At 56.4% G+C, this 18,307-nt stretch carries 17 protein-coding genes and 3 tRNA genes; 11 read left to right on the top strand and 9 right to left on the bottom strand.

Going from position 1 to position 18,307, the window contains the following annotated elements:
* The first annotated feature begins 6 nt into the window (after nt 1–6).
* From nuoL to htpX, 6 genes are all read left to right on the top strand, one after another.
* Nucleotides 7–1,992: an NADH-quinone oxidoreductase subunit L gene (nuoL, locus tag QP442_RS00790; RefSeq protein WP_181002146.1), complete on the top strand. Its 1,986-nt coding sequence runs from the start codon at nt 7–9 to the stop codon at nt 1,990–1,992.
* Nucleotides 1,993–2,016: 24 nt separating this feature from the next.
* The gene (locus QP442_RS00785) at nt 2,017–3,561 is read left to right on the top strand and encodes a complex I subunit 4 family protein (protein ID WP_103632702.1); all 1,545 of its coding nucleotides are present in this window, start codon (nt 2,017–2,019) and stop codon (nt 3,559–3,561) included.
* Nucleotides 3,558–5,126, top strand: a complete 1,569-nt coding sequence (gene nuoN, locus QP442_RS00780; RefSeq protein WP_103632684.1) for an NADH-quinone oxidoreductase subunit NuoN — start codon at nt 3,558–3,560, stop codon at nt 5,124–5,126. Before QP442_RS00785 ends, nuoN begins: the two co-directional genes overlap by 4 nt.
* A complete protein-coding gene (locus QP442_RS00775; RefSeq protein ID WP_006680812.1) occupies nt 5,123–6,130 on the top strand; it encodes a polyprenyl synthetase family protein in 1,008 nt (335 codons plus the stop codon). The genes nuoN and QP442_RS00775 overlap by 4 nt, the downstream gene beginning before the upstream one ends.
* 352 nt (nt 6,131–6,482) lie before the next feature.
* Nucleotides 6,483–7,982 (top strand): FAD-dependent oxidoreductase, encoded by a 1,500-nt coding sequence (locus QP442_RS00770; protein ID WP_103632685.1) that lies wholly within the window; start codon nt 6,483–6,485, stop codon nt 7,980–7,982.
* A 167-nt stretch (nt 7,983–8,149) separates the two neighbouring features.
* Nucleotides 8,150–9,025 carry a zinc metalloprotease HtpX gene (gene htpX, locus QP442_RS00765; protein ID WP_006680814.1) on the top strand — a complete coding sequence of 292 codons (876 nt, stop codon included), beginning with the start codon at nt 8,150–8,152 and terminating at the stop codon, nt 9,023–9,025.
* A gap of 151 nt (nt 9,026–9,176) precedes the next feature.
* Here the strand turns inward: htpX and QP442_RS00760 are convergent, their stop codons facing one another.
* Nucleotides 9,177–9,680 carry a YajQ family cyclic di-GMP-binding protein gene (locus QP442_RS00760; protein ID WP_006680815.1) on the bottom strand — a complete coding sequence of 168 codons (504 nt, stop codon included), beginning with the start codon at nt 9,678–9,680 and terminating at the stop codon, nt 9,177–9,179.
* 122 nt (nt 9,681–9,802) lie between these two features.
* Here QP442_RS00760 and QP442_RS00755 point away from each other — a divergent pair.
* The 4 genes from QP442_RS00755 to rpmG all read left to right on the top strand — a co-directional run bounded on the left by QP442_RS00755 (nt 9,803) and on the right by rpmG (nt 10,375).
* Nucleotides 9,803–9,886 (top strand) — tRNA-Tyr (locus QP442_RS00755).
* A gap of 91 nt (nt 9,887–9,977) precedes the next feature.
* Nucleotides 9,978–10,050: transfer RNA gene (locus tag QP442_RS00750), tRNA-Thr, on the top strand.
* Nucleotides 10,051–10,078: 28 nt separating this feature from the next.
* Nucleotides 10,079–10,155 (top strand) — tRNA-Met (locus QP442_RS00745).
* A 49-nt stretch (nt 10,156–10,204) separates the two neighbouring features.
* A complete protein-coding gene (rpmG, locus tag QP442_RS00740) occupies nt 10,205–10,375 on the top strand; it encodes a 50S ribosomal protein L33 (protein WP_006680816.1) in 171 nt (56 codons plus the stop codon).
* Between the two features lie 112 nt (nt 10,376–10,487).
* Here rpmG and QP442_RS00735 read toward each other — a convergent pair whose 3' ends face one another.
* The 8 genes from QP442_RS00735 to QP442_RS00700 form a co-directional block, all read right to left on the bottom strand.
* On the bottom strand, nt 10,488–12,167 hold the full coding sequence (locus tag QP442_RS00735; RefSeq protein WP_006680817.1) for a sensor histidine kinase: 1,680 nt from the start codon (nt 12,165–12,167) through the stop codon (nt 10,488–10,490).
* A complete protein-coding gene (locus tag QP442_RS00730) occupies nt 12,149–12,823 on the bottom strand; it encodes a response regulator transcription factor (protein ID WP_006680818.1) in 675 nt (224 codons plus the stop codon). Before QP442_RS00730 ends, QP442_RS00735 begins: the two co-directional genes overlap by 19 nt.
* Nucleotides 12,824–13,471 carry a phosphate signaling complex protein PhoU gene (phoU, locus tag QP442_RS00725; protein ID WP_006680819.1) on the bottom strand — a complete coding sequence of 216 codons (648 nt, stop codon included), beginning with the start codon at nt 13,469–13,471 and terminating at the stop codon, nt 12,824–12,826.
* A 9-nt stretch (nt 13,472–13,480) separates the two neighbouring features.
* Nucleotides 13,481–14,236 (bottom strand): phosphate ABC transporter ATP-binding protein PstB, encoded by a 756-nt coding sequence (gene pstB, locus QP442_RS00720; protein WP_006680820.1) that lies wholly within the window; start codon nt 14,234–14,236, stop codon nt 13,481–13,483.
* A complete protein-coding gene (pstA, locus tag QP442_RS00715) occupies nt 14,233–15,090 on the bottom strand; it encodes a phosphate ABC transporter permease PstA (RefSeq protein WP_006680821.1) in 858 nt (285 codons plus the stop codon). Before pstA ends, pstB begins: the two co-directional genes overlap by 4 nt.
* Nucleotides 15,091–15,094: 4 nt before the next feature.
* On the bottom strand, nt 15,095–15,961 hold the full coding sequence (pstC, locus tag QP442_RS00710) for a phosphate ABC transporter permease subunit PstC (protein WP_006680822.1): 867 nt from the start codon (nt 15,959–15,961) through the stop codon (nt 15,095–15,097).
* Entirely contained in the window at nt 15,958–16,764 is an 807-nt protein-coding gene (locus tag QP442_RS00705) for a phosphate ABC transporter substrate-binding protein (RefSeq protein WP_006680823.1), read from the bottom strand. The genes pstC and QP442_RS00705 overlap by 4 nt, the downstream gene beginning before the upstream one ends.
* Nucleotides 16,765–16,879: 115 nt before the next feature.
* Nucleotides 16,880–17,581 carry a uracil-DNA glycosylase gene (locus QP442_RS00700; protein WP_103632688.1) on the bottom strand — a complete coding sequence of 234 codons (702 nt, stop codon included), beginning with the start codon at nt 17,579–17,581 and terminating at the stop codon, nt 16,880–16,882.
* Nucleotides 17,582–17,698: 117 nt separating this feature from the next.
* On the opposite strand from QP442_RS00700, the gene QP442_RS00695 reads away from it, so the two are divergent.
* Complete coding sequence (locus tag QP442_RS00695) at nt 17,699–18,301, top strand: LytR C-terminal domain-containing protein (protein ID WP_103632689.1); 603 nt, start codon at nt 17,699–17,701, stop codon at nt 18,299–18,301.
* Nucleotides 18,302–18,307 lie beyond the last annotated feature (6 nt).

The following is an 18,307-nucleotide window of genomic DNA, read 5'->3' as shown; positions in this document are numbered from 1 at the left end:
AACAGAATGACAACATCCTTCGCTCTTCACGCGATGAACGACGGCCTTGCTGAGGTAATCGTTCCTGCCACAGGCGCAGCATCACTGGCATGGCTGATGATTGCAATTCCGCTGGCAAGTGCAATGATCCTGCTGTTGCTGGGTCGTTCTTCTGACCGCTGGGGTCACCTGCTGGCCACCTGCGCCTCGTGGGTATCCTTTATCGTCGGTGCCGTCATCGTTGCCCAGGTCCTGGGAGCTGATGGGGGAGCACACCGCATGGCACACACCCTGTTCACCTGGATCCCCGCGGGGGATTTCAGCGTGAACTTCGGCCTGCTGGTTGATCCGCTGTCGCTGACCTTCGTGATGCTGGTGACCTTCGTTGGTTCCCTCATTCACGTGTACGCAATCGCCTACATGGAACATGACAAGGATCGTCGCCGTTTCTTCGCCTACCTGAACCTGTTCATCGCAGCAATGCTGACCCTGGTTCTGGCTGACTCCTACGCCGTCCTCTTCGTCGGCTGGGAAGGCGTGGGCTTGGCCTCGTACCTGCTGATCGGCTTCTGGAACCACGTTCCGGCGAATGCTCGCGCTGCAAAGAAGGCGTTCGTCATGAACCGTGTCGGTGACATGGGTATGCTCGCCGCAATGATGGTCATGGTCGCAAACTTCTCGTCCGTCCGCTTCGAGGATGTGACCGAGGGTGTCGCTACGATCCCGGTTGCTCAAGCAACCGCCATCGGCATCTTCCTCCTGGTTGCTGCCTGTGGTAAGTCCGCGCAGTTCCCGTTGCAGGCATGGCTTGGTGACGCAATGGCAGGCCCGACCCCGGTTTCCGCTCTTATTCACGCGGCAACCATGGTCACCGCTGGCGTCTACTTGGTTGTTCGTTCCGGTGCCGTCTACGTTGCAGCTCCCGCGGCAGCAACTGCAGTCGCCCTTATCGGTGCAATCACGTTGCTCTTCGGAGCGATCGTCGGTTCCGCAAAGGATGACATGAAGAAGGTCCTCGCGGCCTCGACCATGTCGCAGATCGGCTACATGATGCTGGGTGCGGGCCTCGGTCCGATCGGCTGGGCATTCGCAATCTTCCACCTGTTCACCCACGGCTTCTTCAAGGCACTTATGTTCCTTGGAGCCGGCTCAGTCATGCATGGCATGGCTGACCAAGTGAATATGCGTCGCTTCGGTGCCCTGCGTACCGTCATGAAGATTACGTGGGTCACGTTCATGATGGGCTGGCTGGCAATCCTCGGTGTTCCGCCGTTCTCCGGCTTCTGGTCGAAGGACAAGATCATTGAAGCAGCCTTCGCGGCGCACACCTTCGGTTCGATCGAAGCACCGTGGATCGGCTGGGTCTACGGCCTGGTTGCTCTGATCGGTGCCGGTATCACCGCGTTCTACATGTCGCGTCTGTTCTTCATGACCTTCCACGGCAGGCCACGGTGGACGACTGAAGCGGAAGGCTCGCCGGTTCACCCGCACGAGTCCAACGCTCTCATGACCGTCCCGATGATCATCCTTGCCATTGGCGCGATCTTCATCGGTGGCCTCATGTCGATTGGTGACTTCTTCACCAACTGGTTGTCTCCCGCAATCGGTGGCGTTCACCATGGCGAACCGGTCATGCCGGTGATGGCCATTCAGATCCTGACCCTCGTCCTTGTGATTGCCGGTGCCTTCCTCGCATGGCGCATGTACGGTGCCGGCGAGGTTCCGACTGGCGTTCCTGCCGGTAATGCTCTGACCGAGGCTGCACGTCGTGACCTCTACCAGGATGACGTGAATGCCACCCTGTTCGTCGCTCCCGCTGCGGGCCTTGCAAAGCTTGCAACCGGTGGTGACCGTAAGGCAATCGACGGCGCGGTTGGTCTGGTTGCCAAGGGTTCGGCTGGTGTTGGTCGCCTGATTGCGATCACGCAGAACGGCTTCGTCCGCGCCTACGCGTCATACATCCTCGGGGGCGTTGTCGTTGCCCTCGCGATCGTCCTCGGCTTCAGGCTGTGAGGGAGTTAGACAATGGAAAACACAATGGTTGAATCCTCGTTCCCATGGCTTACCCTCCTGGTCGCTCTTCCCGCGCTGGGTGCGCTCCTGCTTGGAGTAACCCCCGCGTTGCGTAAGGGCGCAGGCAAGGGCTTTGCTCTGGTCGTCTCCCTCCTCGAACTCGGTGCTGCTATTGGCGCTGCCATGAGCTTCGACTGGGGTTCGGCTTCTATGTATCAGCTCATCGAATCCGTCTCGTGGATTCCCCAGATGGGCGTTTCATGGGCCCTCGGCGTCAACGCCTTGGCCCTGGTTATGATCCTTCTTGCTGTCATCCTGGTTCCGATCGTTTTGATCGCCGGTTGGAACGAAGATGAAAGCGAAGCGGATGCGGGCTCGTACGCGGCCCTCGTCCTCTTCCTCGAAGCGTTCATGGTCGTCATCTTCGCAGCGTGTGACCTGGTGGTCTTCTACATTGCCTTCGAAGCGATGCTGATCCCGCTGTTCCTGATGATTGGTCGTTACGGTGTCGGCCCGGTTGCCGAGCGTCATGCGGCAGCGATGAAGTTCCTGCTCTACTCGCTCGCCGGCGGTCTGGTTATGCTCGGTGGTCTGATCGCTCTTTGGGCATTCGCTCCAGAGCACTCCGACACCTTCTTCCGCCTCGACACCCTGTCCCAGGTTGCGCCGCTCCTGTCGAGCACAGTGCAGATGGGCGCGTTCGTGTCCTTCATGGTCGCCTTCGCAATCAAGGCTCCGATGGTTCCGGTTCACACCTGGCTCCCCGACACTGCCGCTGTTGCCCGTCCGGGCACGTCGGTTCTGCTCGTTGGCGTGCTGGACAAGATCGGCACCTTCGGCATGATCACCCTCTGCCTGCGCCTCTTCCCGGAAGCTTCCTTCGAAGCGCGCTGGGTCCTCTGCGCACTGGCAGTCCTGTCGATCATCTGGGGCGGTCTTGCTGCTAACGGCCAGGACGACATCATGCGCCTCGTGTCCTACACGTCCGTGTCGCACTTCGGCTTCATGGTTTTGGGTATCTTTATCGGCTCGTCGGTCGCCATGGTTGGCGCTATGTTCTACATGGTTGCTCACGGCGTTTCGATCGCAGCGATGTTTATCCTCTCCGGTTGGCTGTCGCGTCGCGGTGGTACCCAGGACATGAACGCATACTCGGGTATGCAGCGCGTGACCCCGGTTCTTGCCGGCCTCTGGCTGGTTTCCGGTCTTGCATCGATCGCACTGCCCGGTCTGTCAGGCTTCGTTCCTGAATACCTTGTCCTCATGGGTACGTGGCAGGTGAATATCGTGCTGGCGGTCTTCGCGCTACTCGGCGTGATCATCGCTGCCGTGTACGTCTTGATGCCTTACCAGCGTGTCTTCACCGGTGGCCCCGTCGCCGGCAAGGATGCACTGCCTGACTTGAACACTCGTGAAAAGTCAGTGATGGCCCCGCTGCTCATTGCAATGGTTGTTCTCGGTATCTGGTCTGCGCCACTTGTCGGTGCACTGACCCCGATCGGTGAAGATCTTGCTCTTGGCACTGCCGATACTGCCGCAACGGCAGTTCTTGAAGGGAGCTCGAATTGAATCTCTTGCAAGCAGCAAACTTTAGCGCTCCGCAGATTGCGTGGGTGACGCTCATTCCGATCATCGTCGTCTTCGGCGGCGCGGTCTTGGGCGTGCTCATCGAAGCATTTGCTCCCCGCAAGACCCGTCGCACGCTGGTCATTGCCGTCGCTCTGCTGACGACTCTGGCCGCAGCCGCGGTGCTCGCTACGCGGTGGTTCCCGGTTCTTGACAAGCCCACTTCCATTGGTGAGTACATCGAGGACCCGCTGACGATCGGTGCCCAGTTCGTCCTGACCATCGTCGCGTTCTTTGCGATCCTGGTGATGGCCGATCGCACTGTTGTTGGTGACGGCGCTTTCGCCGGTCAGCCTTCGGACCGCCCCGGTTCGCAGGATGAAGAGCGTTCCGATACTCAGAACTACCAGCGTTCGGAAATGTTCCCGCTGACCCTGTTCAGCTTGGGTGGCATGATGTTGTTCCCGGCAGCTGATTCCTACATCATGCTGTTCGTGGCTCTTGAAGTCATGTCGCTTCCGCTCTACATTCTGGCCGCCACCGCGCGTCGTCGCCGTCAGCTCAGCCAGGAAGCAGGCATGAAGTACTTCATCCTGGGTGCATTCGCATCCGGCTTCCTGCTGATGGGTTCGGCGCTCCTCTACGGTTTCACCGGCTCCCTGAAAATCTCCGATGCTGCAGCAGTCGTCCCGACCGCGAGCGGTCTTGATTGGCTGGCAGTTGTTGGCGTCTTCATGATCATGGTCGGCTTGCTGTTCAAGGTGGGTGCTGCTCCGTTCCATGCCTGGACGCCCGACGTGTACACCGGTGCTCCGACCCCGGTTACCGGCTTCATGGCGGCAGCCGTGAAGATGGCGGCCTTCGGTGCGATGGTGCGCTTCTACCAGACGATCGCAGCACTGCTTCAGTGGGACCTGGTTCCGGTTCTGATTACAGTTGCCGTTCTGACCATGCTGGTTGGCACCTTCACCGGTATCGTTCAGACCGATGTGAAGCGTATGCTTGCCTTCTCGTCGATCGCGCACGCAGGCTTCATCCTGATCGGTGTTTTCTCGCTGGCTCAGGGCTCCGCTGGCCACGTCCTCTACTACGTGCTGGCATACGGGCTGGCAACGGTTGGCGCATTCGGTGTCATCACTCTGGTTCGCTCTGCGACTGCTGAAGGTGAACCCGGTGGCGAGGCAACGGCTCTGGATCGCTGGGCAGGCCTTGGCAAGAAGAACCCGCTGATGGCGGCATCCATGCTTGTCTTCCTACTCTCGTTTGCTGGCATTCCGTTGACGGCTGGTTTCGTTGGCAAGTTCGTCGTGTTCTCCGATGGGTTCGCCGGTGGCTTCGGCTGGCTCGTGGCGCTTGCTTTGGCGTGTTCCGCAGTGACGGCCTTCTACTACTTCCGCCTGGTTCGCCTGATGTTCTTCACCGAGCCGACTGAGAATTCAGTGGTTGTCCGTTCTGAAGGCATGACCTTCATCGCGGTCCTGATCTTGGCACTTGCGACGATTGTGCTAGGCGTCTTCCCCGGTCCCGTTTTGTCGATTCTGTCAAACATCGTCATACTTTTGCCGTGACCGTTTCTACGCCAGATCTCCATGTTCCCGACCTCGAGTCCCGAATTCTTCCGGGGCTCGAGGTCGTCGAGCGTCGCCTGTACGAATCAGTGACGGGGTCGCGTGACCTCGTTGATGACCTGACCAGCCACCTTGCTCTTGCAGGTGGGAAGCGACTTCGCCCCCTCCTCGCGCTGGTGTGCGCGCAGCTGGGTGACCCGGAACGTGCGCTCAGTGACGAGGTCATTCGCGGTGCGACTGCCGTTGAAATGACACATCTCGCGTCGCTCTACCATGATGACGTTATGGACTCAGCGCCGACCAGGCGTGGCGTTCCGTCGGCTCAGCACGTGTGGGGCAATAATCGTGCGATCCTCGCTGGTGACGTACTTTTTGCTCGGGCGTCGATGCTGATCACGACGCTTGGTCCTGAGATGGTTCGCTACCATGCGAAGACCTTCGAACGTCTCTGCATCGGTCAGCTGAATGAAACCTTCGGTCCGACTGAAGAAGACGACCGCGTCGACTTCTACTTGAAGGTTCTGTCGGATAAGACCGGCTCGCTGGTCGCAACGGCCGCGTACTTTGGTGCGTGTCTGTCGGGTGCTTCTGATGACATTGCTGCGATCGTCTCTGAGTTCGGCGAACGCATTGGTGTGGCATTCCAGATCGCTGACGACGTCCTTGACCTTGCGTCCGATCAGTCTGGTAAGACACCGGGTACTGATCTGCGTGAGGGTGTAGACACCCTGCCGATTCTGCTCCTGCGTCGTCGTGTTGCTGAGGGCACGATCGATGAAGCGGGGAAGCAGATTCTGGCTGAACGTGACGCTGATCTGTCGTCGGATGAAGCTCTCGGTGCCCTGGTAGCGAAGATTCGTGTCCATGATTGCTTGGAGGAAACGCGTGCGCTGGCTCGTCAATGGTCAGATAGTGCGATCGAGGTGCTCGACTCTCTGCCCGATGGTGAACCGAAGCAGGCACTCATCGCGTTTGCTCACCTGATGGTGGATCGTTTGGTCTGACTTCGACAGTTGTTTTCATCTGTGTGCCCCGTAGCTGTGACTGTGGGGCACACAGTGCTTTATGGGGAGTCTCTTCTCTTTCGCCCGAGCGTGTTTCGCACGTCAGAAGGACAGTGGGTGAGATATTGGCTGGGAGCCGGGACGAGGCCACGCTCCCTGCCAAGAGTTCGTTCGAGCCTCGTGCGCGAACCCAACCGGAGCATCAGAGAAGGTGAAACTCTCCACCAAATGGGTGAAGCCGGTTACGAAATGGCGAGATTTGCGCGATCGACACTAGGATCAACACAGATAGATTTTCAAGTTGTCCTGTTTGCGTAAATCAAAACGCGTGGGGCTTCGAAGGGAGAACGGGTTGACTGCGCTCAACGTTGCTGTCATTGGTGCTGGTCCTGCGGGTATTTATGCCTCCGATATTTTGTCGAAGTCTGGGTTGGACGTGAACATCGACCTCTTCGAGCGTCTGCCCGCTCCCTACGGTCTGGTCCGCTACGGTGTTGCCCCCGACCACCCGCGTATTAAGCAGATCATTGTTGCCTTGTACAAGATCCTGCAGCGCGGTGACATTCGACTGCTGGGCAACGTTGAAATCGGTCGCGACGTCACGATCGATGATCTGCGCGAACACTACGATGCGGTCATTATCGCGACGGGTGCCGACCGCGATGCTCCGCTGAATATTCCCGGCGTTGATCTGCCGGAGTCCTACGGCGCAGCCGATTTCGTGTCCTGGTACGACGGCAACCCGGATTACCCGCGCACCTGGCCGCTTGAGGCGAAGGAAATCGCGGTCGTGGGTGTTGGCAATGTTGCGTTGGACGTTGCGCGGGTTCTGGCGAAGCACGCCGAAGACATGATGGTCACCGAGGTTCCTGAAAACGTCGCAGAGGGGCTGAAGAACAATCCCGTCACCGACGTTCACGTTTTCGGTCGTCGAGGTCCCGCACAGGTGAAGTTCACCCCGTTGGAACTGCGCGAACTGGGCAAGGTGCCCGACGTTGACATCATCGTTTCTGAAGAAGACTTCGACTTCGATGAGGGCAGTGAACAGGCTCTGCGCGAATCCAACCAGCAGCGCCAGGTTGTCAAGACTCTGACGAACTACGCGATGGCTGACGAGGAGGAACACACGGCAAGCCGTCGCATCCACATTCACCTGTTCCAGTCGCCGGCCGAGATTGTTGCCGATGACAAGGGGCATGTGAAGGCGATTCGTACCGAGCGTACGGAGCTGACTGGCGATGGAAACGTGCGTGGCACGGGTGTCATCACGACGTGGCCGGTGCAGGCGGTTTATCGCGCTGTCGGCTACTACTCGTCGCCGATTCCTGGCCTGCCGTTCGATACTGCTCGCGGCGTTGTCCCGAACGTTGAGGGCCGAGTTGTTCCGACGCCGGAGGCGAGCGAGGACGAGGCTCTGACGGGCATTTACGCCACCGGTTGGATTAAGCGTGGTCCGGTTGGTCTGATTGGTTCGACGAAGTCTGATGCTCAGCAGACGATCTCCCACCTGGTGGAGGATGCGAATGCTGGACGTCTGCACGCGTCCTCGTCCGCGGTGGGCCACGAAGCGATGGTGAACCTGCTGAACGAGCGTGGCGTCGAATTCACGACCTGGGAAGGCTGGGAACTGCTTGATGAATACGAGCGTGCACTCGGCTCTGAATACGGCGAGCTTCCCGAAGGTCGTGGCGTGCGCGAGCGCGTGAAGGTTGTTTCCCGTCGCGCGATGACAGACATTTCACGAGGTTCCGATTCGAAGCCCACCGACCTGATTGGTCAGATGGGAGAGATGGGTGTTCCTTCAGCTCCCGAGCGTTTCGATGACTACACCGGTCCGGGACGAAGCAAGTAACGTTTTCCTTGTGTGGGCGGGCAGTGCTTTTCTCAGGCCTGCCCGCCCCTTGTTTCAAGGGCAATGCTGATCCCCGCGAGGGCGCTCGTTGGCGATAAGAGGCAGATTTCAGATAGTGTTCCGATTGTTTTCAGGGCTTACCCAGACAGTTCTCATATTCTGTTTCTATGACGCAGCGTAGATATCACAACGGCTTGAAGACGGCGTTCCTGCTGGGAGGCATGTGGGCGCTTCTACTGGTGATTGGTGGTTTGATTGCCGGTTCAACCGGTCGATCAATCTGGATTTGGATCTTTGCGGGTATTGGATTGGTTCAGACCGCAGTGTCCTACTGGAACTCGGCAACAATTGCACTGCGATCAATGAACGCTTATCAGGTGACGCGGGAAGAACGGCCTGACCTGTATCGAATTGTTGAAGAGCTGGCTGCGCGTGCAAATCAGCCGGTTCCTTCCATTTGGGTCGCTCCGACTATGACTCCGAATGCGTTCGCAACGGGGCGCGACCCGAACCATGCAGCCGTGTGTTGTACCGAAGGCATCCTTGAAATATTGGGCGAGCGCGAGCTACGTGGCGTCCTGGGGCATGAACTGATGCACGTCTACAATCGTGACATCCTGACCTCGTCCGTTGCGGCGGGTATTGCTGGTCTGATCGGATCAGTCGCGCAATTCCTCATGTTCTTCGGTGGTGGGAGCAGGCGTGATGGCGAAGGCGGGGGAGTGGGCATTATCGGTTCGATCCTCATCGCCCTTCTGGCGCCGTTTGCTGCGACCCTCATTCAGTTCTCCCTGTCGCGCACCCGCGAGTTCGACGCGGACGAGGACGGATCGAAACTGACTGGAGATCCTCTGGCCTTAGCCTCCGCATTGCGCAAGCTGGAGCAGGTCACGGCACACCGTCCAATGGAACAAACTCCGGCCAACCAATCCGTTGCTGCCATGATGATCGCCAATCCCTTCGGCAAGGTGCGCAATCTGTTCTCAACGCACCCGTCAATGGATGAGCGTTGCGCGCGCCTCGAAAAAATGGCCGGCTACTGACCCTCTTCCTGTTTGCGCAACGGGCGGAACGAGGTCGCATCTGCTCGCCCAACGTGCATCACACTTGGGTGAAAGTCGTCACATGGACTGTATAAGGCGGGCGGGGTGGGAGCATTCGCTTCCACCCCGCCCGGCCTCGTGAATCGAAAAATCAGCGGTAGTTCACGAACTGTAACGCGACATCAATGTTCTCGCCGGCCGGGCCCTTCAACAGTGCAATCACAGCTTGAAGGTCATCACGAGACTTCGAAGAAACGCGAAGTTCGTCACCCTGAATCTGGGCTTTCACACCCTTCGGGCCCTCATCACGGATGAGCTTCGCGATCTTCTTCGCAGCATCCTGAGCAATACCTTCACGCAGGGGAGTGACCAACTTGTAGATCTTGCCCGACGGCTTCGGCTCGCGATCCTTATAGTCCAGGCTCTTCAAAGAAATGCCGCGACGAATCAGCTTTGTCTGCAGAACATCAAGGATTGCAAGGACTCGATCGGCGGAATTCGCTTCCATTTCAATCGCGTCACCGCTCAACTTGATCGCTGCATTAACGTTACGGAAGTCGTAACGCGTCGAAATTTCCTTCGCAGCTTGGTTCACTGCGTTATCAACTTCCTGACGATCCAACTTGGAAACAATATCGAACGAGGAATCTGCCATGGGCTTTCCCTTCCTTGTAAATGCGCGGTTCGTGGGCAGGTGAGTCCGACCAGCGGTCCGCCGATTGGCGTTGAGGATAATTTATCTGTTATTCTTCCACGGCACCGAAAAAATTGGTGCACGGCGGGGTACCCGAGCGGCCAAAGGGAGCTGACTGTAAATCAGCCGCGTAAGCTACGGGGGTTCGAATCCCTCCCCCGCCACCATCTTGGATGTATCCAAGATCCATCGTGTGAGGTCATTCTCAGACTGACAGATTGCTAAAGCAATTGGAACTGAGATAGGCTCTTTCGCGTTGCCCCGATAGCTCAGTCGGCAGAGCGTCTCCATGGTAAGGAGAAGGTCAAGGGTTCGATTCCCTTTCGGGGCTCAGGTAGCGACGAGGGTCGCGCCATTGCGGCGGGGTAGCTCAGCTGGTCAGAGCGCACGACTCATAATCGTGAGGTCGCGGGTTCGAGCCCCGCCCCCGCTACCAGATATCAGGTCGCGCGCCGACAAACTACTGAAGCAAAAGAGGACACACCGTGGCAAGCAAGTCTCAGGATGTTCGCCCCAAGATCACTCTGGCCTGCTCGGAGTGCAAGGAGCGCAACTACATCACCAAGAAGAACCGTCGTAACACGCCGGATCGTCTGGAACTCGCGAAGTACTGCCCGCGTTGCCGCAAGTCCACTGCGCACCGCGAGACTCGCTGAGTAAGCAGTAAATAATCCCCGAAGCACGTGCTTCGGGGATTTTTGTTTGCCCAGATTCTGCTCAGATTCAGGTCGCGTTGAACCGGCCTCGAAGGTACGCCGGTGGGAATGGCTAGGGGAGTTGTGCTCGCTCGAACGTGACCGCGACGGTTGTTCCCTGACCGAGGTCGCTGTCCAACGCGATCTGAGCATTGTGGTAGTTGACCGCGTGCTTAACAATCGACAGGCCCAACCCGGTTCCACCAGACTCTTTCGAATGGCTCTTATCGACGCGGTAGAATCGCTCAAAAATACGCTCCTGCTCTTCGGGGGCAATGCCGATTCCCTCGTCGCGAACATTGAGCTCAACCGTTTGATCGGTCGTAGTAACACCGATGGTGACCGTCGATGACGGGTGTGAGTACTTCAGGGCGTTATCGGCAAGATTGAATACGATTTCGTAGATCAATCGACGAATTGCGAGGATCATGCCGTCGTTTCCTTCAAGTGCAAAGCGAATATTCTTCGCCTGCGCTGAAGGCTGAAGCGTATCAACGACTTCGCGACACACAGCTAGAAGTGACACCGGCTCCTTTGGAGCATCGACTCCTTCATCTAGGTGAGAAAGCTGGATGACGTCATCAATAAGATCAACAAGACGCGATGACTCATGGCGAATATGCCCAACAAAACGAGGCAAATCCTCCCCGTCAACAAAACCGCTCTCGATCAGTTCAGCTGAGCCAATAATGCCCTGCAAAGGCGTTTTCAATTCGTGCGACACATTCGCGGTAAATTCACGGCGAATTTTTTCGTGTGTTGCTTGAACCGTCACATCGAACGCCAGAATCACCACCCCAACGGGCTGACCATCAGAATCGATCCTGCTGCAATCAAACTGGAATTCTCGATCACCTATAGGCAAACGGAGTGAAGAGAAACCAATCTTTTTTCCGCGTTCGATGCCATCCCACAACGCATGCCCGTGATGAATGGTCCGCAAGTTGGTACCGACGCAGGTGGTATCCGTGTTAAACAATCGCTGAGCTGCTGGATTGATGGATAGTACGCGATAGTTTTCGTCCAGAAGGATGAGGCCCTCGCGAATATTGCTTGTGATCAACGTGAACTCATCGCTCCGCCTGCGAACGGTCGCAAGTTGAGTCTTCAACTCATTGTGCTGAGCGTCGATACGCTCTAGCGTCGGAGTCAGCTCAACGTAGGTATCGTTCAACAGTGGCTGATCCAGATCGATGCTGTTGAGTGGCTCAATAATTCGCCGGGATATTCGATGAGCAACAAAAGCTGAGATGAGCATGGCACTCAGGATTACTGCCAGTACCGGGACGATCGCTCCAATAGCAAGGGACACGACGGTTGCCCTGCTTATTGAAATGCGAAGAATGGTGCCGTCGGGAAGGCGTTCGGCTTCGTAGAGGGTTTGCTCAGTCAGCGTCGACGAATAACGAGAGCTTGAACCATGCCCATTCGCGCGTGCCTCAGCGATCTCTTCACGGTCAAAATGGTTCTTCAGCGTAGCCGGAGCCGCCTCGCTGTCGTAGATGACACTGCCGTCGGCATCGACCCACGTCAATCGGTAGACTCCCGGCTTAAAGTCTTGCAGGTAGTTTTCTCCAGATACCTGGACGCCATGGACCGCGCACTCTAATTCGTCGCGTAACTGGTGGTCTTGAATCGACGTGAAGTAGTGCCACAGGGTGGCTGAAATGACGCAGAAAGATACCAGGAGAACCGTCGCAGACGCTCCCAAAATCGAACGGAAAACACGAGTTGTCAGTCTTTGCTTACCCACCGATACCCTACGTTCCTCAAAGTTTCGATCTTTGATGCGTACGGTCCAAGTTTTCCTCTGAGTGTGCGAATGTGCATATCCAGGGTTCTGCTATCACCGATATAGTCGGTTTCCCACACGTCCCAGAAGATTTGCTCGCGTGTGAATGCCGTTCCCGGGCGTGAAAGAAGCAGTCGCAATAGAGCGAATTCTTTCGCAGTTAGGAAGATGCGTTCGTCGCCGATAAAGACTGTATACTCATCGAAGTTCACGACGAGATCACCGTGGGTGAAGACATCCGCAAGACGGTCTGGTTCTGTGCGACGTAAAACAGCTTTCACTCGTGAAACGAGTTCGAGCACGGAGAACGGCTTCACCAGATAATCGTCGGCTCCCATGTCAAGAGTCTTAATCTTGTCGAACTCTTGGCCCTTTGCGGTTGCCATGATGACGGGTAAATCTTTGAGCGTGGATGATGCGCGCATACGACGGAGTAACTCAATGCCATCGATGCCAGGAAGCATGACGTCAAGAACGACCAGCTGGGGACGTTCTTTCTGCAGGGCTTCCCAAAACGACGTGCCATCGTCGAAACTGCGAGCTTCGAAGCCGGTAGCGCGCAGAGTATGCACTTCGATATCTCGAGTGCTGGCATCGTCTTCGACACACCAAATCAATTAGATTTCATCCTCGTGTTGTCCCGTGACGGAGAAAACAATCCACTCCGCAATGTTCGTGGCGTGATCGCCGATACGTTCAAAATACTTTGCAATGATCAATAAATCGAGCGCAAGCTCTCCGTCGGTCGAACCGTTCGCAATCATGTGAATGATATTTGATTTCATCTGATTGAAATAGGAATCTACGATGTCGTCATCGGCCACAACACCCAGCGCTTTATCGACATCGCGGGCAACGAACGCCTGGATCGCGTTGGAGAGCATGGAACGTGTTGCTTCAGCCATCATGCTGGTCGTATCAATGTCAGGCAGGTGCCGTCCGTTAAAGAAGGCGACGATTTCGGTGATCTCTTGTGCTTGATCGCCAATTCGTTTCATGTCGGTGATCATCTTTAACGCGGCCGAGACAAGATGCAGGTCTTTCGCAACAGGTTGTTCGTGCAGAACAAGGGCAAGACACCTGCGTTCGATTGTGCGCTCTGTTTGCCGGATTTCTTCGGAGAGTTCTTGGACGTACTGGATCGACTCGATATTGCCCAACGCGAGAGCCTTTTCAGCTCCCAATATTGCTTCTTCACATAGTGACCCCATGGTGATGAGTTCGCTGGTCAGTGTGTTCAGGTGGCGTTCAAATTTGATTCTCATTGGGATTCCTTATCCGAAGCGGCCGGTGATGTAGGATTCTGTGCGTTCATGTTGAGGGCGATCAAAGACCTCGTGCGTTCTGCCAACTTCGATGAGCTCACCCAGGAGGAAGAATGCGGTGTAGTCGGAGATACGTGCGGCTTGCTGAAGGTTGTGCGTGACGATGACGATCGTGTAGTCCTCTTTCAGCTCGCCGACGAGGTCTTCGACGCGTGCCGTTGAGATCGGATCCAGTGCGCTGGTGGGTTCGTCCATGAGGACGATACGAGGCTCCACAGCGAGCGCTCGAGCAATGCAGAGGCGTTGCTGTTGGCCTCCCGACAATCCCAGAGCGTTTTTGTGAAGACGGTCCTTTACCTCTTCCCAGATTGCGGCTCTGGTGAGTGCTTGTTCGACGATTAGATCAAGGTCCTTCTTCTTACGGATGCCGTGTGTTCGCGGACCGTAAGCGACGTTGTCGTAGATGCTCATTGGAAACGGATTCGGTTTCTGGAAGACCATCCCGATTTCACGTCGTAGATCGTTGACGTCAACGTCCCTGTCAAAGATGTCGTTGCCGTCGTAGCGGACCTCTCCGTTGATACGCACGGTGGGAACAAGGTCGTTCATCCGATTGAGGGTCTTAAGGAATGTTGATTTTCCGCAACCGGATGGGCCGATGAGTGCGGTGACAGTGTTTTCGGGGATGTCGAGGCTAACGTTTTTCAAGGCTTGATGTTCGCCGTACCAGAGGCAGAGGTCGCTTGCACTCATAATCGGATTCATACAGCTCGTTTCCTTTCGAAATAGCGACCTGTTTGCGTCGCGATACCGTTGATAATCAGGGGGAGGATCAGTAATAGCGCTCCAAGTGCGAAAGCGACTGTGAAATCGCCGTTTTCTTTGGCGTAGACGTAGAGACTGACGGAAAGAGTCGCGCCGGGAGAATGGAGGGAGTCGAAGAACCCGTGCACTGTGTGAGCGAAACCCGCCGTGAAGAGCAGAGCCGCGGACTCGCCCAGAATTCTTCCGACAGATAGGATGCAACCGGTGATGACGCCGTCGATGGCCTGAGGAAGAACGACCGTGCGGATTGTCCGCCACTTTCCTGCTCCCAATCCGAATGCGCCTTCGCGATAGCTTTGTGGCACGGATTTCAGGGATTCTTGAGTGCTCCGGATGACGGTCGGAAGATTCATAATGACCAGGGTGAGAGCGCCTGCCAGGAGGGAGGTTCCGATCGTGTTTGAGAACAGGAGCATTCCGACAAGACCAAAGATGATCGACGGGATTCCGGCGAGAGTTTCTGTGGCGTATTCGATGGTCTGAACGATCCGCTTGTTCGTTGCGTACTCGTTCAAATAGATCGCGGCTCCAACTCCCAGCGGGATGACAAAAGCGAGGGTCGCAAGAACGATATACAGGGTGTTCAAAATGTCGGGAAGAATGCCGACTCGCTTGCCAATGTAACTGGGCGCGGTTGAGAGCATTTCCCATGTGATGTGGGGGATTCCTTGCGCAAGGACGTAGATCATCAGGCTGATGGCCAAGGTGACGGTGAGTGCGGTACTCAGGTACATCGCCGTTGAAACAGCGATGGCGTAGATGCGCCGGGACAGGCGTGGTCGTGTGTTCCGCATGCGTTTACTTCTTTTCTTTTTTCACCATGACGTTCAACGAGAGGTTGATTGCCAGAATGAACAGGAATAGAACCAGCGCGATCGAAAACAGAGCTTGGCGTTGGAGTCCGGCGGAATATGACATTTCAGAAGCGACTGCCGTTGTCAGGAACCGTACGGATTGGAACAGTGAATTCGGCATATTTGGCGCATTTCCGGCGACCATCATGACGGCCATGGCTTCCCCGATGGCTCGTCCGATACCAAGAACGATCGATGTTGCGATTCCGCTTTTTGCTGTCGGAACGGATACGCGGAAGATAGTTTCCAGAGGTGTGGCGCCTAGGGCCAGTGAGGCCTCTTCCAGTTCACGAGGCACTGCGTCGAGCGCGGTGATCGACATTTTGATGATCGAGGGCAGGATCATGACTGCCAGCACGATGATCGCTGCGAGGAGTGTCGCGCCGTCCGGCACGCTGAATGTCGCACGGATGAAGGGGACGAGCACGATCATGCCGACCAAGCCGAAGACAACGGATGGCACTCCGGCAAGCAGGTTGACGATTGTTTCTACGCTTCGTCGCAGTCGTAAGGGAGCGATCTTTGCAAGAAATACCGCGGTGAAGAATCCCAGCGGAACGCCCAGAAGGATGGCTCCGGCAGTGCCGTAAATGCTGGAGAGAATAAACGGCGCAATCCCGTAGAGGGGCGGAGTTGAGGTCGAGGCCCACTGGGTTCCGAAAAGGAAAGGAATGACGCCAATCGAGTGGATAGCTGGTAGGCCGGAGACAATGAGGAAGACGGTAATGAGGATGACCGAGAGAACACTGATTGTCCCTAATACGAGGAAAAGGCCGTGGAGGACCTTTTCAAGGTTGCGGGCGTATTTCATGAGTGTGCCGGAACCGCTCCGCTAGACAGGATCAGCTCGTAGGCGTTTTCCGACGTGGCGAAGTCAAAGAACTTTTGTGCGTTCTCAGAAAGAGCGCTTCCTTCCTTCGTGACAAGAACGAAGGGGCGCTGAATGACGTAGGTTCCGTTTTGGGTGTTTTCTTCGGTGGGCTGGACTCCGTCCACGCTCAGAGCGTGGACGGAGTCGTTGACGGAAGCTTCAGCTGCGTATCCGATTGCTGCAGGGTTTTGCGATACGGCGGTGATGACGTCGCCCGTCGAGGTGAGCTCTTGACGGTATTTGTTCTGATCTTCAGTTTGAGTGATGGATTCGAAGCCGTCTCGGGTTCCGGATCCGGCTTCACGGCCGATAAGAACGATCTCCTCATTGTTTCCACCGATCTCAGACCAGTTGGTGATGTTGCCGGTGTAGATGTCGGCAATTTGTTCGACGCTCAGGTCAGTGATGGGGTTGTTGGGATTGACAACAACGGCGATTGCTTCGCGTGCAAGAAGCGTTTCTTTCAGTCCAAGGGCTTTTTCTTCGTCCTTGAGGCTTCGCGATGACAAGCCAATGTCGGTTCGTCCGTCTTTGACCGCTTGGATTCCGGATCCAGAACCCGTCGGGTTGTAGGTGAATGCGATGCCGGTTTCGTTAGTGAATGATTCGCCGAGGCTCCCGATGAGCTTTTCCATGGATGTTGAGCCTTCGGTGGAAACGCCACTTCCTTGGTTGGGAGCGCATGCGGCGAGTGCAAGGGGCAGTAGGGTTCCGGCAGCGAGAGTTGTGATGATTTTCTTCATCAGGTCTTTCTCCTTCAACGTGATCGATGATGACCACGCTCAAGTCTGAAAGACGGATGTAAGGGGCAAAGATGAAGAATGTCAACTCTATGTAAATTTTTCCCGTGCCGATGTTTTAGGGGAGTTGCCAATTGATTGGCGTTGCTCCTTGAGCCCGAAGAAGGTCATTTGCCTTCGAGAAAGGCCTCGAACCAAAAAACCCGCGACGTGCTGACAAAGGGGATGGGTGCACCGACTTGATGATCGGGAAGCGGTTCAGTCGCGGTTCCAGCGTCTGTGCCGGTCGGCCCCAGAGGATTGCCACCAGCGGTTGTGGTGTGCCCTCGTCATCTGTGCGGGCAACAAGAGCATCGATCGCGCATTCGGTGACCTCCTCCCACCCGCGTTTCTGGTGCGAGCCTGGGGCACCCGGGCGAACCGTGAGCACTCTGTTGAGCAGACAGACTCCCTCGCGCGCCCACGGCGTCAAGTCACCGGATGTCGGTCGCGCTAGGCCTAGGTCCGACTCCAGTTCGGTGAAAATATTGACGAGGGACCGCGGAATCGGTGTCCCCGGAGTGACGGAGAAACTGAGCCCCATCGCGTGCCCGGGCGTGGGATATGGATCTTGACCGACGATCAGTACTTTCACGTCGTTAAATGGGTAGGTGAATGCTCGCAGTACATCCGTACCGGCGGGCAGATAGTTGTGCCCGGCTTTGATTTCTTTGCGGAGCATTACTCCCAACTCATGAATCTTGTCTTCAACGGGCGCCAAGGCTTCAGCCCATCCGGGATCGATGAGATTGATAAGCGGTTGAGGAGCAACGTCATTCATATGCTCAGATTAGTGCGATCGAAGCCGCGATGTTTATCTGATTGTGATACGTGGCGAGGCCTCGGCGCGCCGGCGTCTTCTTCGGCATCGAAACGTGCGTGACGTTAGGCTAAAAGGGTGAGTTCAGTTAACCCTCGTGATGAATTTGATGTTGCCGGCGAAGATATGCCTGTCGGTATGCACCGCCCTCAGCCGTCGAAGTGGAAGTCAGTCTGGCCATTCCTGGTCATTCTGATCGTTGTTCCCCTACTGGCTTGGGGAGCAAGTAGCCTTCTGACGAACAGGCCGACCTCGTCGAATACGACTGTCGCCTCTTCAGGGCAATCCGAAGCGCAGTCGGCTCAGTCGACACCTGAAACCACCCAGTCTGCTCCCGCTGAACAGGCTGAATCTGCTCGGTCGGAACCGGTAACCGAACCGGAATCAACGCCCGCCCCGGCGAACGAACCCATCGTTGACACCAACGTGAAGATTTCAGTGCTGAACGGTACCGGCCGAAACGGTTTGGCAGCTCAGACCGCCGAAGAGCTCACCGCAGCAGGCTTTGCCGGTGCAGCGACGGGCAACGCAACCGGTTGGAAGACCGATGTTTCAACCGTTTACTACCAGGATCCGAACTTGGAAGCCAGCGCGCGAGCGGTTGCCGAAGCTGTTGGCATCACGAACGTTCAGCAGTCGAATAACATCGGCGATTCAGATATTGTCGTTCTGTTGAGGTAGTCTCGC

This window comes from Pauljensenia sp. UMB1177 (assembly GCF_030217965.1).
Classification (GTDB): domain Bacteria; phylum Actinomycetota; class Actinomycetes; order Actinomycetales; family Actinomycetaceae; genus Pauljensenia; species Pauljensenia turicensis_A.
This window is presented reverse-complemented; position numbering and strand designations above follow the sequence as displayed.

Excerpts from the sequence above, each read along its gene's own strand:
- nuoL (WP_181002146.1), top strand. The coding sequence starts at position 7 with ATGACAACATCCTTCGCTCTTCACGCGATGAACGACGGCCTTGCTGAG.
- QP442_RS00785 (WP_103632702.1), top strand. The coding sequence starts at position 2,017 with ATGGTTGAATCCTCGTTCCCATGGCTTACCCTCCTGGTCGCTCTTCCC.
- htpX (WP_006680814.1), top strand. The coding sequence starts at position 8,150 with ATGACGCAGCGTAGATATCACAACGGCTTGAAGACGGCGTTCCTGCTG.
- QP442_RS00760 (WP_006680815.1), bottom strand. The coding sequence starts at position 9,680 with ATGGCAGATTCCTCGTTCGATATTGTTTCCAAGTTGGATCGTCAGGAA.
- phoU (WP_006680819.1), bottom strand. The coding sequence starts at position 13,471 with ATGAGAATCAAATTTGAACGCCACCTGAACACACTGACCAGCGAACTC.
- pstB (WP_006680820.1), bottom strand. The coding sequence starts at position 14,236 with ATGAATCCGATTATGAGTGCAAGCGACCTCTGCCTCTGGTACGGCGAA.
- pstA (WP_006680821.1), bottom strand. The coding sequence starts at position 15,090 with ATGCGGAACACACGACCACGCCTGTCCCGGCGCATCTACGCCATCGCT.
- pstC (WP_006680822.1), bottom strand. The coding sequence starts at position 15,961 with ATGAAATACGCCCGCAACCTTGAAAAGGTCCTCCACGGCCTTTTCCTC.
- QP442_RS00705 (WP_006680823.1), bottom strand. The coding sequence starts at position 16,764 with ATGAAGAAAATCATCACAACTCTCGCTGCCGGAACCCTACTGCCCCTT.
- QP442_RS00700 (WP_103632688.1), bottom strand. The coding sequence starts at position 17,581 with ATGAATGACGTTGCTCCTCAACCGCTTATCAATCTCATCGATCCCGGA.